General features: G+C 68.9%; 13 protein-coding genes. 11 read left to right on the plus strand and 2 right to left on the minus strand.

The features are described from left to right. Window positions 1-145 precede the first annotated feature (145 nt). Genes AAID08_RS18030 through lpxK form a run of 3 tightly spaced genes read left to right on the plus strand, consistent with a single transcriptional unit; the run spans window position 146 to window position 2,228 of the window. Complete coding sequence (locus AAID08_RS18030; RefSeq protein WP_064524676.1) at window positions 146-769, plus strand: MotA/TolQ/ExbB proton channel family protein; 624 nt, start codon at window positions 146-148, stop codon at window positions 767-769. After that, window positions 766-1,179, plus strand: coding sequence for a biopolymer transporter ExbD (locus tag AAID08_RS18035; protein ID WP_054502073.1), 414 nt, complete (start codon window positions 766-768; stop codon window positions 1,177-1,179). Before AAID08_RS18030 ends, AAID08_RS18035 begins: the two co-directional genes overlap by 4 nt. Continuing rightward, entirely contained in the window at window positions 1,176-2,228 is a 1,053-nt protein-coding gene (lpxK, locus tag AAID08_RS18040) for a tetraacyldisaccharide 4'-kinase (RefSeq protein WP_144654869.1), read from the plus strand. Before AAID08_RS18035 ends, lpxK begins: the two co-directional genes overlap by 4 nt. Here the strand turns inward: lpxK and AAID08_RS18045 are convergent. Continuing rightward, complete coding sequence (locus AAID08_RS18045) at window positions 2,225-4,462, minus strand: IgaA/UmoB family intracellular growth attenuator (RefSeq protein ID WP_395756722.1); 2,238 nt, start codon at window positions 4,460-4,462, stop codon at window positions 2,225-2,227. The genes lpxK and AAID08_RS18045 overlap by 4 nt on opposite strands. A gap of 193 nt (window positions 4,463-4,655) precedes the next feature. Here AAID08_RS18045 and AAID08_RS18050 point away from each other — a divergent pair, with 193 nt between their 5' ends. From AAID08_RS18050 to rpsT, 7 genes are all read left to right on the plus strand, one after another. Further along, window positions 4,656-4,838: a Trm112 family protein gene (locus AAID08_RS18050; protein ID WP_054502070.1), complete on the plus strand. Its 183-nt coding sequence runs from the start codon at window positions 4,656-4,658 to the stop codon at window positions 4,836-4,838. A gap of 12 nt (window positions 4,839-4,850) precedes the next feature. After that, the gene (gene kdsB / locus AAID08_RS18055; RefSeq protein WP_064524683.1) at window positions 4,851-5,615 is read left to right on the plus strand and encodes a 3-deoxy-manno-octulosonate cytidylyltransferase; all 765 of its coding nucleotides are present in this window, start codon (window positions 4,851-4,853) and stop codon (window positions 5,613-5,615) included. A gap of 92 nt (window positions 5,616-5,707) precedes the next feature. After that, a complete protein-coding gene (adk, locus tag AAID08_RS18060) occupies window positions 5,708-6,364 on the plus strand; it encodes an adenylate kinase (RefSeq protein ID WP_054502068.1) in 657 nt (218 codons plus the stop codon). A 131-nt stretch (window positions 6,365-6,495) separates the two neighbouring features. Further along, the gene (locus tag AAID08_RS18065; protein WP_006384004.1) at window positions 6,496-7,254 is read left to right on the plus strand and encodes a 3-hydroxyacyl-CoA dehydrogenase; all 759 of its coding nucleotides are present in this window, start codon (window positions 6,496-6,498) and stop codon (window positions 7,252-7,254) included. 112 nt (window positions 7,255-7,366) lie between these two features. Beyond that, window positions 7,367-8,926, plus strand: coding sequence for a murein biosynthesis integral membrane protein MurJ (gene murJ, locus AAID08_RS18070; protein ID WP_395756723.1), 1,560 nt, complete (start codon window positions 7,367-7,369; stop codon window positions 8,924-8,926). A gap of 195 nt (window positions 8,927-9,121) precedes the next feature. Continuing rightward, complete coding sequence (locus tag AAID08_RS18075; RefSeq protein ID WP_395756724.1) at window positions 9,122-10,111, plus strand: FecR domain-containing protein; 990 nt, start codon at window positions 9,122-9,124, stop codon at window positions 10,109-10,111. Window positions 10,112-10,399: 288 nt separating this feature from the next. Further along, on the plus strand, window positions 10,400-10,663 hold the full coding sequence (rpsT, locus tag AAID08_RS18080) for a 30S ribosomal protein S20 (protein ID WP_006396042.1): 264 nt from the start codon (window positions 10,400-10,402) through the stop codon (window positions 10,661-10,663). A 214-nt stretch (window positions 10,664-10,877) separates the two neighbouring features. Here the strand turns inward: rpsT and AAID08_RS18085 are convergent, their stop codons facing one another. Then, window positions 10,878-11,792, minus strand: a complete 915-nt coding sequence (locus tag AAID08_RS18085; protein WP_054502064.1) for a LysR family transcriptional regulator — start codon at window positions 11,790-11,792, stop codon at window positions 10,878-10,880. A gap of 121 nt (window positions 11,793-11,913) precedes the next feature. Here AAID08_RS18085 and lysA point away from each other — a divergent pair, with 121 nt between their 5' ends. Then, the gene (lysA, locus tag AAID08_RS18090; protein WP_395756725.1) at window positions 11,914-13,143 is read left to right on the plus strand and encodes a diaminopimelate decarboxylase; all 1,230 of its coding nucleotides are present in this window, start codon (window positions 11,914-11,916) and stop codon (window positions 13,141-13,143) included. Window positions 13,144-13,174 lie beyond the last annotated feature (31 nt).

The following is a 13,174-nucleotide window of genomic DNA, read 5'->3' on the forward strand; positions in this document are numbered from 1 at the left end:
TGCACAGAATTATCCACAAATTCTGTGGATAGTTTGGCCGTCCGGCCGGCCTTGCCACATCCCGGCCGCGCCGTTACAGTTCCGGCTTGAGCAGATGCCGGCGCGTGGCCCTCCCCGTCCCCCGGCGCACCTGGAGTTGACCGCTTTGCTTTCCATCTTGCGCGAGGCCGGCTGGCCGATCTGGCCCCTGCTGGCGACTTCCGTGCTGGGTCTTGCGCTGATCTTCGAGCGCTTCCTGTCGCTGCGCCGCAGCCAGGTCATGCCGCGCGGCCTGAACGAACAAGTGGCCGAGATGCTGCGCAACCGCCAGGATTCTCCCGAATCCCTGAGCCGCCTGGAACGCAATTCGCCGCTCGGCCGCGTGTTGGCCGAGGTCATGCGCCACCGCCATCTGCCGCGCGAGGAATTGCGCAGCGTGGTCGAGGACACCGGCCGCGCCGTGGCCCATGACCTGAGCCGCTACATCCCCGCCATCGGCACCATCGCCGTGGTCGCGCCGCTGATGGGACTGTTCGGCACCGTGGTCGGCATGATCGAAATCTTCGGTTCGTACACGCCTGGCGGCGGCGACCCCGCCCAGTTGGCGCGGGGCATCTCGATCGCGCTTTACAACACCGGCTTCGGCATTCTCATCGCCATCCCCGCCATGATCGCGCACCGCTATCTGCGCGGCCGGGTCGACGGCTACCTGAACGCCATGGAACTGTCGGCCGCGCGGCTGGCGCGCGCGGTGTCGCCCGCCTCCGCCGCGCGCGAGGACCGTCCATGAATTTCCGGGGCTCCCGGGGCGACCGCGACGAGCTGGACATCAACCTGATTCCGCTCATCGACGTCCTGCTGGTCATCCTCATCTTCCTGGCGGCGACCACCTCGTTCGCCCGCTTCACGCAACTGAAGGTCACGCTGCCGCAGGCCTCGGCCGAGCAGGAAACCCCGCCGGCGCTGGAAGTGGCGATCAGCCAGGATGGGCGCTATGCGCTCAATGGCACGCTGATCGACGTCTCCACGCCGCCCGAGATCGCCGACGTGCTGCGCCAGGCCGCCGCCGGCAAGACCGAACCGCTGGTGGTCATCAACGCCGATGCGCAGGCCACCCACCAGTCCGTGATCAACGTCATGGAAGCGGCGCGCCTGGCCGGCATCGGCCGCGTCAACTTCGCCGCCCAGACCGCCCGGTGACTTCGTCCCGCCCCAAAGCCTCGCTGATTGCGCGCCAATGGCAGCGCGGCGGCTGGCTCTCCACCCTGCTGCGCCCGCTGTCCGCGCTGACCGCAAGCGTGGTGGCGCGCAAGCGCGCGCGCTACCGCGACGGCCGCGCGACGGCCTACCGGGCGCCGGTGCCCGTGGTGGTGATCGGCAACATCTACGTGGGCGGCACCGGCAAGACGCCCATGGTCATCGCCACCGTCGACGCGCTGCGCGCCCGCGGCTATACGCCCGGCGTGGTCAGCCGCGGCTACGGCGTGAAACTCGGACCGCAGGCACGCGTCGGCCAGGGCGAACTGGAAGCCGCGCAATTCGGCGACGAGCCCGCTTTGATCGCGCGCGCCACCGGCGCGCCCGTGGCGGTGCATCCGCGCCGCGCGCTGGCCGCCCAGGCACTGCTGCGCGCCCATCCCCAGGTGGACGTGATCGTTTCCGACGACGGCCTGCAACACCTGGCATTGGCGCGCGACCTGGAAATCGTCGTGCAGGACCAGCGCGGCGTCGGCAATGGCCGCCTGCTGCCGGCAGGCCCCTTGCGCGAACCGGCCAGCCGGCTGCGCGAGGTGGACGCGGTGATCACCAATATCGGCGTGCCCGGCGGACACGCGGCGGCGCCCTCCGGCCCGGGGCCGCGCCAGGTCGCCATGTGGCTGGAACCCGATGACGCCCGCCAGATCGAAGGCGGCGCGCGCCGCCCGCTGGCCGCCTTCGCCGGCCAGCCGGACGTGGCGGCGGCCGCCGGCATCGGCAACCCGGAGCGTTTCTTCGCCACGCTGCGAACCCAGGGGATCACGCTGGCGGCCACGCTGCCCCTGCCTGACCACCACGACTACGCCACCTCGCCCTTCCAGGCGCTGGCCGCTCGGACCATCCTGGTCACGTCCAAGGACGCCATCAAATGCGCCGCCCTGCATGACGCGCGCCTGTGGGAGGTGCCGGTGCGGGCCGGCTTTTCCGATCCGCGATTGTTCGACTGGCTGGCGCAGACGCTGCGCCAGCGCGCTGTGGGACAGCCTTCCTAGAAAAAGGCCGAACGCGCAGCGACCGGTCGCCGCGCGTATTCCGCCAGTCCACGCTTGCGGGCAGCCGCCGCGCGCAACCGCAGCACCGCCAGCGGCACATGCACCGCCAGCAGCAGCAACGCCAGCGCCAGCCAGATGACCCGCGCAAGCGACGGCCATGGATCGTCCAGCGAAAGCCGCGCATCGACGTCGACGACCGTTGTGCCGGACGCCTCGCGCCCGACCGCGGTGACCACGCCGCCAGCCTGGAATGGCCGGGCTCCATCGGCCGCCAGCATCGCGGTCTGGTGGCTCCACGACTGCAGCAGATCGGGCATTTCGTCGCGCGGCGGCAATTGCGGCAGATCGGCGTAGCGGCCGGGCCACACCTGCAGGACGACACCGCCGCGCTGGCGCGCCATCAGGTCGTTGCCGGCGCGCGCCAACGCCTCGCGCAACTGCGGCTCCATGCTGCTCCTGGCCAGACCGCGCAGCCGGTTGGCGACGTGCGCGATGATGACGCCCTCGTCGGCATTGCCCAGCTGCCTGAAGGCCCCGCCCTGCGCCAGCCGCAACAGTGCCAGCCAACTGTCCGGCTCGTCGCGCGCCAGCATCAGGCCATCGACCGTCTCGGCCTTGAGGCGGTCGCACTCGGCGATGGCCTGGCCCGTGGCGGCCTCGCAGGCCAGTTCGATCGTCAGCACCAGATCGGTCACGCGATTCACGGTCACCGCGGAGACATTGCGGGCGTTGTAAGCGGCCAGCGGATTGCCGGCCACGCTGCCATACACCTGGTTGCGGACCAGCATGTCCATCATCGGATTGGGCCGGGTCTTCAGGAAACCGCCCGAATACAACGCCAGCGCGGCCGGCGTGACCCGCAGTTCGCCAGCCTGGATCGCATCGCCCTGCCAACGGATGCGCTCGCAATCGAAGCGCACCTCGCCCTGACGGTAAGCGTCCGGCTGGAACTGGCAGCGGCCCGCGCCCTTCAGGGCCACCACGTCGCCGGGCGCGGGCGGGTCCTGGGCCAACGCCGTGGCCGAGTCGTAGACCCGCGGCTGGGCGCCACGCGCCCACGCCGACGCCAGCGCGACGTCGCCGCGCAGATCGCCGTCACCGATCAGGCCGAACGCCGCGCCCGCGATCAGCCCCGCAAGCGCCAGTGTCACGTGGCGCCCCCAGGCCACCTGGGGAAACAGGCGCTGCTCTTCATCCACGGAAAACCGGTTGCCCAGGCGCAGCACGGTGTAGTCCTCCACCCGCAGGTCCACGTCGACGCGGCCGTCATCCGGCAGCTCCAGGTTGGCGCGCCAATGATCGGGCAGCGTCACCGGCAGCTTGTCGCCCAGGAACAATTGGGTCGACACCGCCTGCGCGTTGGCCGGATTGGTCAGCACGATCGCGTTCAGTTCGCCTCGCACCCGGTTCACCTTCTGCGCCGCGCCCAACGGTCGCCGGCGCCAGGTCAGCCAGACGGCCAGCAGCGCCGGCGCGGCGGCCGAGGCCAGCCACGCCAGGCCGCCGCCCGCCGCGGCCACGCCCAGGCAGACGAACGCCGCCAGCCACCACACGGCGGGCCAGAAGGCGACGCCGGCCGGACGGCGCCAGGCGATCTCGGCGGGCGTTTCCTCGCGCTGGCTCAGGATCTCGACCCGCATGGCGTCGGCGAACTCGCGTTCGGCCTGGGCGTCGGGCGCGTTGCCAGCGTCCTGCGCGGCGGGCGCGTCGGCATCGACCACGTCCTGCATCGCCCCCAGCTTGCCGCTGGACCATTGCTGGTTCTGCTTCTGCCGGCGCGCCTCGCGCTCGCGGCCGCCGGCCAGGTCGAACCCGCCGTTCAGCGCCACCACGATGGCGAATTTCTCCGTCAGCACCACTTCGGCCTGGTTGTCCTCGCGCAGATAGTCGCGCGCGTCGTAGGGCAGCACCACGTCGACGCCGCCCAGCGTGTCGTGCAGCGTGGCGGCGCCGTGGCTCGATTCCAGCCCGTGACGCACGAAGGCGCCGCGCAGCGGGAACACGCCGTCATTGAGCAGCGCGACGCTTTGCGTGGGCTTGGCGGGCCGCACCAGGAATGGCTGCACCAGCGCCTGCTCCTCGGCGCCAAGGCGGCGCAACGGCTGGCCTTCCCGCTTGAGCTGGCGCAGTGCGTCCTTGTTGCCGCTGCGGCGCGCCATGTAGGTGATGGCGCTGATGACCGTCCAGGCCAGGATGATGAGCATCAGTCCGATGCGGATGGTGTTGGAATCCATTGTCGTGTTTCCTCTTTCCTCACGTCGCGGCGGATCATAGCCATCATCCGTCCCGAAATTTCTGGCGCGGAGCGTCAAAACATGACAACAATTAACAAAACAAGTAATTCGACCCTCCCGCGACCCTCATTTCCGGCGCGCAAGGCGGCCCGGCGCGGGCTGCGCCCGCCCAAACTGCTTTAGAATCCCGGTCATGGAATCCCGCCTTCTCGACATCCTCGTCTGCCCCCTGTGCAAGGGCCGCCTCGAACACGACCGCACCCGGGCCGAACTGGTCTGCCGCGCCGACCGCCTGGCATTCCCGCTGCGCGACGGCATTCCCGTCATGCTCGAATCGGAAGCGCGCTCGCTGGACGACGCCCCCGTTTCCTCCTGACCCGCTCGTATCGTGAGCTTCATCGCCCTGATCCCGGCGCGGACCGCCTCGACCCGCCTGCCCGACAAACCGCTCGCCGACATCGGCGGCAAGCCGATGGTGGTGCGCACGGCCGAACGCGCGGCGCAATCAGGCGCGTCGCAGGTCTACATCGCCACGGATGACGCGCGCGTCCAGGACGCCGCCCAGGCCCACGGCCTGCGCGCCCTGATGACCCGCGGCGACCATCCCACCGGCACCGACCGCCTGGCCGAGGCCGTGGAACAACTGGGCCTGCCCGACGACGCCATCGTCGTCAACGTGCAGGGCGACGAACCGCTGATCGAACCCGAACTCATCGACGCCGTGGCGGCCCGCCTGGCCGACAGCCCGCAGGCGGACATCGCCACCTGCGCCTGTCCGCTGGCGGACGCCCAGGCGCTGTTCAACCCCAATGTGGTCAAGCTGGTCTGCGCCGTCGACGGCCGCGCGCTGTATTTCTCGCGCGCGCCGATCCCCTGGGCGCGCGACGCTCTGGCCGGCGGCGAGCGCGTGCTGGCCGACGGCCTGCCCGCCTGGCATCACATCGGCCTGTACGCCTACCGCGTGTCGTTCCTGCGCCGCTACCCGACCCTGCCGCAAGGCGCGCTGGAACGGTTCGAGTCGCTGGAACAGTTGCGCGCGATGGAGCACGGCCACGTCATCGTCGTCCATCGGGCGTCGCACCCTCCGGCCGCCGGCGTAGATACGCCGGCCGACCTGGAACGCGTTCGCTTGATCTATAGCAAACGGATATAAGGGTTATTTCGCATGGCGCGGCCCCGCAGAGGCTGCTGCGTTGCGGCATAATCGCTCGGATCACAAAAATTAAACCCCATTCAGGAGCACTCATGCGTCTCATCTTGCTCGGACCTCCCGGCGCCGGCAAAGGCACCCAGGCCGCGTTTCTCACCCAGCATTTCGGCATTCCCCAGATTTCCACGGGCGACATGCTGCGCGCCGCGGTCAAGGCCGGCACGCCCCTGGGCATCGAAGCGAAGAAGGTCATGGATGCCGGCGGCCTGGTCTCGGATGAGATCATCATCGGCCTGGTCCAGGACCGCCTGAAGCAGCCCGACTGCGCCAACGGCTACCTGTTCGACGGTTTCCCGCGCACCATTCCGCAGGCCGACGCGCTCAAGAGCGCCGGCGTCAAGCTGGACTACGTGGTGGAAATCGAAGTCCCCGAAGAAGACATCATCGAACGCATGAGCGGTCGCCGCGTGCACCAGCCCAGCGGCCGCAGCTACCACGTGCGCTTCAACCCGCCCAAGGTCGAAGGCAAGGACGACGTCACCGGCGAAGACCTGATCCAGCGCGACGACGACCGCGAGGAAACGGTCCGCAATCGCCTGAACGTGTACCGCCAGCAGACCCGTCCGCTGGTCGACTACTACTCGTCGTGGGCCCAGCAGAACCCGGCCGAGGCGCCGAAGTACCGCAAGATCTCCGGCGTCGGCGCGGTCGAGGAAATCAAGTCGCGCCTGTTCGACGCCGTCAAGAGCTGATAGGCGCTTCGCAGGCCCAGGCCTTCGGCGCCGGCCGGACGCGACGCGTTCCGCCCCCGGCCCGAAGGCCTTTTCGCATCCGGCGCCCGGCGCGCCGTTTTCATCCCTTGAATTGATCTGGTGGTAGAGACATGGAAATCGCGAACAAGGTATTCATCGTTACCGGCGGCGCATCCGGCCTGGGCGCCGGCACCGTGCGCATGCTGGTGGCCAACGGCGCCAAGGTGGTCATCGCCGACCTGCAGGACGGCCCCGGCGAGGAACTGGCCAAGGAACTGGGCCAGCGCTACGTCCACTGCGACGTGACGCAAGAGGCCGACGGCCAGCGCGCCGTTGCCGCGGCCAAGGAACTGGGCACCCTGTTCGGCCTGGTCAACTGCGCCGGCGTGGCGCCGGCCGCCAAGATCGTCGGCAAGAACGGCGCGCACCCGCTGGATCTGTTCCAGAAGGTCGTGTCGATCAACCTGATCGGCAGCTTCAACATGATGCGGCTGGCCGCCGAGGCCATGAGCGGCAACACGCCCGAGCCCACCGGCGAGCGCGGCGTGATGATCAACACCGCGTCGGTCGCCGCGTTCGACGGCCAGATCGGCCAGGCGGCCTACGCCGCCTCCAAGGCCGGCGTGGCTGGCATGACCCTGCCGATCGCCCGCGACCTGGCCAAGACCGGCATCCGCTGCATGACGATCGCTCCCGGCATCTTCGGCACGCCGATGATCTTCGGCATGCCGCAGGAAGTGCAGGACTCGCTGGCCGCCAGCATCCCCTTCCCCGCCCGCCTGGGCCGTCCGGAGGACTACGCCAAGCTGGTGCACGCCATCATCACCAACGACATGCTGAACGGCGAGACGATCCGCCTGGATGGCGCCATCCGGATGCCCCCCAAGTAATCGCCCGACGCCCCCTCCCCGGAGGGGGCGATGCTTTGGGCGCCGGCGAGCCGGCGCCGCTTCCTTGCAATACCCCGGGCAGGCCCGCCCGCTTTCTATCGCAGTCACCCCCATGAGCCTGTTCCGTTCCGCGGCCACCGTCAGCAGCTTCACCCTGCTGTCCCGTATTTCCGGGCTGGTGCGCGACATCCTGGTGGCGCGCGCCTTCGGCGCCGGCCCCATCACCGACGCCTTCTGGGTCGCCTTCCGCATTCCCAACCTGTTGCGCCGGCTGTTCGCCGAGGGCGCCTTCGCCCAGGCCTTCGTGCCGATCCTGGGCCATGCCCGCAACAACCGCTCCGAAGCCGAGGTCCGCACCCTGCTGGACCGGGTGGCGCTGCTGCTGACCGCGGCCCTGATGGCGATCACGCTGACCGGCATCATCGCCGCGCCCTGGGTGGTGTCGGCCATGGCCAGCGGCCTGCGCGGCGCCGCGCGCGACACCGAATTTGGCGCCGCCGTCTGGATGACGCGGGTGATGTTTCCCTATATCTTCTGCATGTCGCTGATTGCGTTCGCCTCCGGCGTGCTCAACACCTGGCGGCGCTTTGCCGTGCCGGCCTTCACGCCAGTGCTGCTGAACCTGTCCATGATCGCCGCCTGCCTCTGGCTGGCCCCGCGCATGGACGTGCCGGTCTATGCCCTGGCCATCGGCGTGATGATCGGCGGCGTGGCGCAACTGGCGGTGCAATGGGTGGCGCTGGCGCGGCTGGGCCTGACGCCGCGCTTCTCGCTGCGCTTTCGCGAAGCCTGGGCCGACCCCACGGTGCAGCGCATCCTCAAGCAGATGGCGCCGGCCACGCTGGGCGTGTCGGTGGCGCAGATTTCGCTGCTGATCAACACCAACATCGCCACCTGGCTCGCGCCCGGCAGCGTCACCTGGCTGTCGTTCGCCGACCGCCTGATGGAATTCCCGACCGCCCTGCTGGGCGTGGCGCTGGGCACGGTGCTGCTGCCGAGCCTGTCGGCCGCCCACGCCCGCGACGACCATGGAGGCTACAGCGCGCTGCTCGACTGGGGCCTGCGACTGGTGCTGCTGCTGGGACTGCCGGCGGCGGTGGGCATGGCGCTGCTGTCGGACGGCCTGGTGGCGACGCTCTTCCACTATGGCGCGTTCTCGGCGCAAGACGTGCTGCAGACCCGGCTGGCCGTGATTTCCTATTCGGCCGGCCTGATCGGCCTGCTGGCGGTGAAGATCCTGGCGCCCGGCTTCTATGCCAAGCAGGACATCCGCACGCCCGTGAAAATCGCCATCGGCGTACTGATCCTGACCCAACTGATGAACCTGGCGCTGGTGCCGCTGCTGGCCCACGCCGGCCTGGCGCTCGCCATCGGCCTGGGCGCCTGCCTGAATGCGCTGGCGCTGCTGATCGGCCTGCGCCGCCGGGGCGTCTACCGGCCCGGCGACGGCTGGGGCCGCTTCTGCCTGCGCCTGGTGCCGGCCTTGGCGGCCCTGGCCGCGCTGCTGCTATACGCCGATGGTCGTATTGACTGGATCGGCCTGCAGGCCCATGCCGGCCATCGCGCGCTGTGGCTGACCGGCGTATTGGCGGCCAGCGCGGCGGCCTACTTCGGCATGTTGTTACTGTTTGGGTTCCGTCCCCGAGACTTCGGACGCCGATCCCCCCGTTAATTTCCAGGGTTCGCGCCTCAATCTCAGCAAAAAGCCGGCTACCCGCCGGCTTTTTTTGCATTTGATTCGTCAAGAATTGACAAGCGGCCGGTAATCTTTGGTAAAAAACCTTTATTATTTACAAATTGCCATCAAAAGGATTCCCGCCTGGCCCCCAGGCGGCAGCTTGAAGTGAAGTACGCCCAAGGACAACCCATGGCGGACCAAGTCATCAATTGGTTGCTGCTGCTACGCTCCGGTAAAGCGACGGCGCAGGACTACAACGATTTCCTGGCGTGGCGCGCGGCCGACCCTCTGCATGAGAATGCCTGGCAACAATTGACGGGCACTCTGGCGGGATCGGGCTTTGGCCGGCTGGGCGACGCCTATCCTGCCGGTTACGCCACGACCGCCTCGCCGCCCTCGCCGCCCTCGCCGCAGGCGGCGCCCGCGCCTGCCGTCACGCCGCCCGTCGTCGTGCCGCCGCGCCGGCGCTTCCTGGCGGGTTCGCTCGCCCTCGCCAGCGCGGGCGCCTGCGCCGCGTACGTGGGCAACGCCTTCTACCCGTTGAGCAACGTCGCGGCCGACGCCGCCACGGCCACCGGCGAACGCCGCCGCTACCTGCTTTCCGACGGCAGCCAACTGCTGCTGGACGCGCGCAGCCGCGTCAACCTGGACTTCACCCCCGCCTACCGCCAGGTGCGGCTGCTGGACGGCGCCGTCACCGTGTCGGTGGCGCCCGACGCGCGGCGGCCCTTCCTGGTGCAGACCGCCGAGGGCACCGTGCGCGCCCTGGGCACCCGCTACATGGTGCGCCAGCAAGCCCAGCGCACGGTGGTCGTGGTGCATGAGCACGAGGTGGTGGTGGAAACCATGGCGGGCGCCCACGGCATCGTGCGGGCCGGCACCGGAGCCCGCTTCGATGTCTCGCGCATCGACACCCCCCGTGCCGAACTGATGGCGGAAGCCGCCTGGGAGGCTGGCTGGATCGACGCCCGCGGTCGCCCGCTGGCCGAGGTCATCGCCGCCCTGCGCCCCTACCGCAGCGGCTCCCTGCGCGTCTCCATGGCCGCTGGCGGCCTGCCCGTTTCCGGCCATTTCCCGCTCGACGACACGGACGCGGCGCTGGCCGCGCTCGAAGACATGATGCCGATCCACGTGCGGCGTTACACACCCTGGTTCGTGTCGATCAACGTCGCGGCCTGACCACGTCCGCTGAAACGGGGCTGTAACGAAAGGCCGCTTCCGTTGTATACTCGGCACGGTGTTTTTATCCAGTAGGCGCAGCAGGGCCACCAGGCGTTGATTCCTTCGATGCCCGCGCGGTCTGAAGCCCAGGTCAAGCTACCCGGGTCCTGCAGTCCGAGGCTTTCCTCGCAGCGCCCCCCGCCCGGTTGACGGGCGCTCCATCGGCAGACACGGCATTTAAAGCTTGCAATCCCTCTGGGACTTGCTAAAATGTTCGACTTTGCCGAATTCAACTTACATAGCAACATGGCCAATACCGCCCAAGCCCGCAAGCGCGCTCGCCAATCCGTTGAGCGCAACAAGCACAATTCCAGCCTGCGCTCGATGCTGCGCACCGCCATCAAGCGCGTTCGCCAATCCATCGCCGCTGGCGATAAGGCTGCGGCTGGCGAAGTGTTCCAGAAGGCGTCGAGCGTGATCGATCGCGTGGCTGACAAGAACATCATCCACAAGAACAAGGCCGCTCGCCACAAGAGCCGCCTGGCTGCCGCCATCAAGGCGCTGGCCTAAGCCATTATGCCGCCCTGCCTTGCAGGGCGTCATGAATACGGCAAATGAAGAAGGATGCCCACGGGCATCCTTTTTTGTTGCTTGTTCCTGTTGCCTGTTCCTGTTGCCAGTTGCTCGTTGCGCTATTGCCGGCTGCTGCCACCTGCCCGTTCCCACCTATTGCCGACTGCCGTCTACGGACCCCAGCCGCATGGCCCGATGGCGGCAGCGCCCGTCAGTCCTGCCGGGCCGCGAGGCGGGCGCGGATCTGCTCGGCCTCGTCGCGCAGGGTGGCGGTGAAGGCGTCCACCAGCGGGTTCTTGGGCCGGTGCTCCGGAAACACCAAGTTGACCCGGAACGGGAACGATCGCCGCAATGGCCGGATATGCAGGCCGCGGCCGATGAAATCCAGCGCCGTCAATGGATTGACGATGGCCAGCCCCAGCCCCTGGCGCACGAAGGCGCATACCGAGACCGCCGTCGGCGTCTCGATGATCGCGCGCCGCAGCACGCCTTCGGCCGCGAAGGCCTCGTCGATCTGGATGCGGTAGGGGTCACTGGACGACAGGCTGACGAACGGTTCGCCAGCGAAATCGGCCAGTTCCAGCGCCGGCCGGGCCAACAGGCGATGACCATCGGGCAGCACGCAGACCTCGTCCACCTCCAGCAATAACGCCAGCCGGGTGCCGGCCGGCTCCAGCTCGTGCTCGGTCAGGCCCAGGTCGTAGCGCTGGGCCGTGAGCCATTCCTCCAGGAACGGCGATTCCTGCGCCTCCAGCGCCAGGCTCACGCCCGGGTAGTCCTGGCTGAAGCGCCGGAAGGCCCCCGGCAGCAGCGAATGCGAAAACGCCGGCAACGCGATTACCGCCAGTTGCCCGTCCTGGAAGGCGCGCAGGCGCGCCGCGGTGGACGCCACCCGCTCCAGCCCGGCGTATGACTGCCGCACCTCGTCGTACAGCGCCAGCGCGGGCATGGTGGGCCGCAGGCGGCCGCGCACCCGCTCGAACAGGGCGAAGCCGATGGTCTGCTCCATGCGCGCCAGCTCGCGGCTGACGGTGGGCTGCGAGGTGAACAGCAGGTCGGCAGCCTTGGTCACGCTGCCGGCGATCATGAGGGCGCGGAAGACTTCGATATGTCGGTGCGTCAGCATGACTGACCCATATCAGGAATGAATCGATGTGGAAAATCTAAGCATTTTACTGGATGACCTGGCGCAGGCATGATGCTGCCCTGATTCCCTACCCCATCACCGTAACAAGGTTCACCCCGCAATGGCTTTCGATCCGCGCCAACTCACCCGACTCGCCGCCGAGCACGGCACCCCGCTGTGGGTCTACGATGCCGCCGTCATCCGCGAACGCATCGCCCAACTGCGCCGCTTCGACGTCATCCGCTACGCGCAGAAGGCCTGCTCCAACCTGCACATCCTGCGCCTGATGCGCGCCGAGGGCGTGATGGTGGACGCGGTGTCCCTGGGCGAGATCGAGCGCAGCCTGGCCGCCGGCTTCGAGCCCGCGGGCGAGCCGGCCGGCGTGGTGTTCACGGCCGATCTGATCGACCACGCCACCCTGGCCACCGTCATCAAGCACGGCATCACCGTCAATGCCGGCTCGCTCGACATGCTCGAACGCGTCGGCCAGCACGCGCCGGGCCACCGCGTGTGGCTGCGCATCAACCCGGGCTTCGGCCACGGCCACAGCAACAAGACCAACACCGGCGGCCCGCAAAGCAAGCACGGCATCTGGATCGACGACGTCGCGGCCGCCATCGGCATCGTGCGCCGCTACGGCCTGAAGCTGGTCGGCATCCACATGCACATCGGCTCGGGCGTGGACTACGGCCACCTGTCCAGCGTGTGCGACGCGATGGTCGACGTGGTCGCCTCGCTGGACTACGACATCGAGGCCATCTCGGCCGGCGGCGGCCTGTCGATTCCGTATCGCGAGGGCGAGCCGCGCATCGACTGCGACCACTACTTCGCGCAATGGGACGCGGCCCGCAAGCGCATCGAGCAGCGCCTGGGCCACGCGGTGCGCCTGGAGATCGAACCGGGCCGCTTCCTGGTGGCCGAGGCCGGCGCGCTGGTGGCCGAAGTGCACGCGATCAACCGCCGCCCCGAGCGCGATTTCGCGCTGGTGGACGCCGGCTTCAACGACCTGATGCGCCCGGCCATGTACGGCAGCTACCACCGCATCTCGGTGCACGCGCCGGACGGCGCCACGCCGCCGACGGCCGAGACCCGCATCGCCGTGGCCGGCCCGCTGTGCGAATCGGGCGACGTGTTCACGCAGGACGCCGGCGGCGTGGTCTCGGACCAGTCGCTGCCGCGGCCGCGCATCGGCGACTTCCTGGTGTTCCACAATGCCGGCGCCTACGGCGCGTCGATGTCCTCGAACTACAACACCCGGCCGCTGGCGGCCGAAGTGCTGCTGGAGCGCAACGAGGCGCGCCTGATCCGCCGCCGCCAGACGGTCGCCGACCTGCTGGCGCTGGAGCAGTAAGGCAAGGCGCGGCCGTGGCGAACGCGACGGC

This window comes from Achromobacter sp. EB05 (assembly GCF_044232075.1).
Lineage (GTDB): Bacteria > Pseudomonadota > Gammaproteobacteria > Burkholderiales > Burkholderiaceae_B > Achromobacter > Achromobacter dolens.

Bases quoted from the DNA above. Each gene is read 5' to 3' on its own strand.
- AAID08_RS18035 (WP_054502073.1), top strand. From the start codon at position 766: ATGAATTTCCGGGGCTCCCGGGGCGACCGCGACGAGCTGGACATCAAC.
- AAID08_RS18045 (WP_395756722.1), bottom strand. From the start codon at position 4,462: ATGGATTCCAACACCATCCGCATCGGACTGATGCTCATCATCCTGGCC.
- AAID08_RS18050 (WP_054502070.1), top strand. From the start codon at position 4,656: ATGGAATCCCGCCTTCTCGACATCCTCGTCTGCCCCCTGTGCAAGGGC.
- adk (WP_054502068.1), top strand. From the start codon at position 5,708: ATGCGTCTCATCTTGCTCGGACCTCCCGGCGCCGGCAAAGGCACCCAG.
- AAID08_RS18065 (WP_006384004.1), top strand. From the start codon at position 6,496: ATGGAAATCGCGAACAAGGTATTCATCGTTACCGGCGGCGCATCCGGC.
- murJ (WP_395756723.1), top strand. From the start codon at position 7,367: ATGAGCCTGTTCCGTTCCGCGGCCACCGTCAGCAGCTTCACCCTGCTG.
- AAID08_RS18075 (WP_395756724.1), top strand. From the start codon at position 9,122: ATGGCGGACCAAGTCATCAATTGGTTGCTGCTGCTACGCTCCGGTAAA.
- rpsT (WP_006396042.1), top strand. From the start codon at position 10,400: ATGGCCAATACCGCCCAAGCCCGCAAGCGCGCTCGCCAATCCGTTGAG.
- AAID08_RS18085 (WP_054502064.1), bottom strand. From the start codon at position 11,792: ATGCTGACGCACCGACATATCGAAGTCTTCCGCGCCCTCATGATCGCC.
- lysA (WP_395756725.1), top strand. From the start codon at position 11,914: ATGGCTTTCGATCCGCGCCAACTCACCCGACTCGCCGCCGAGCACGGC.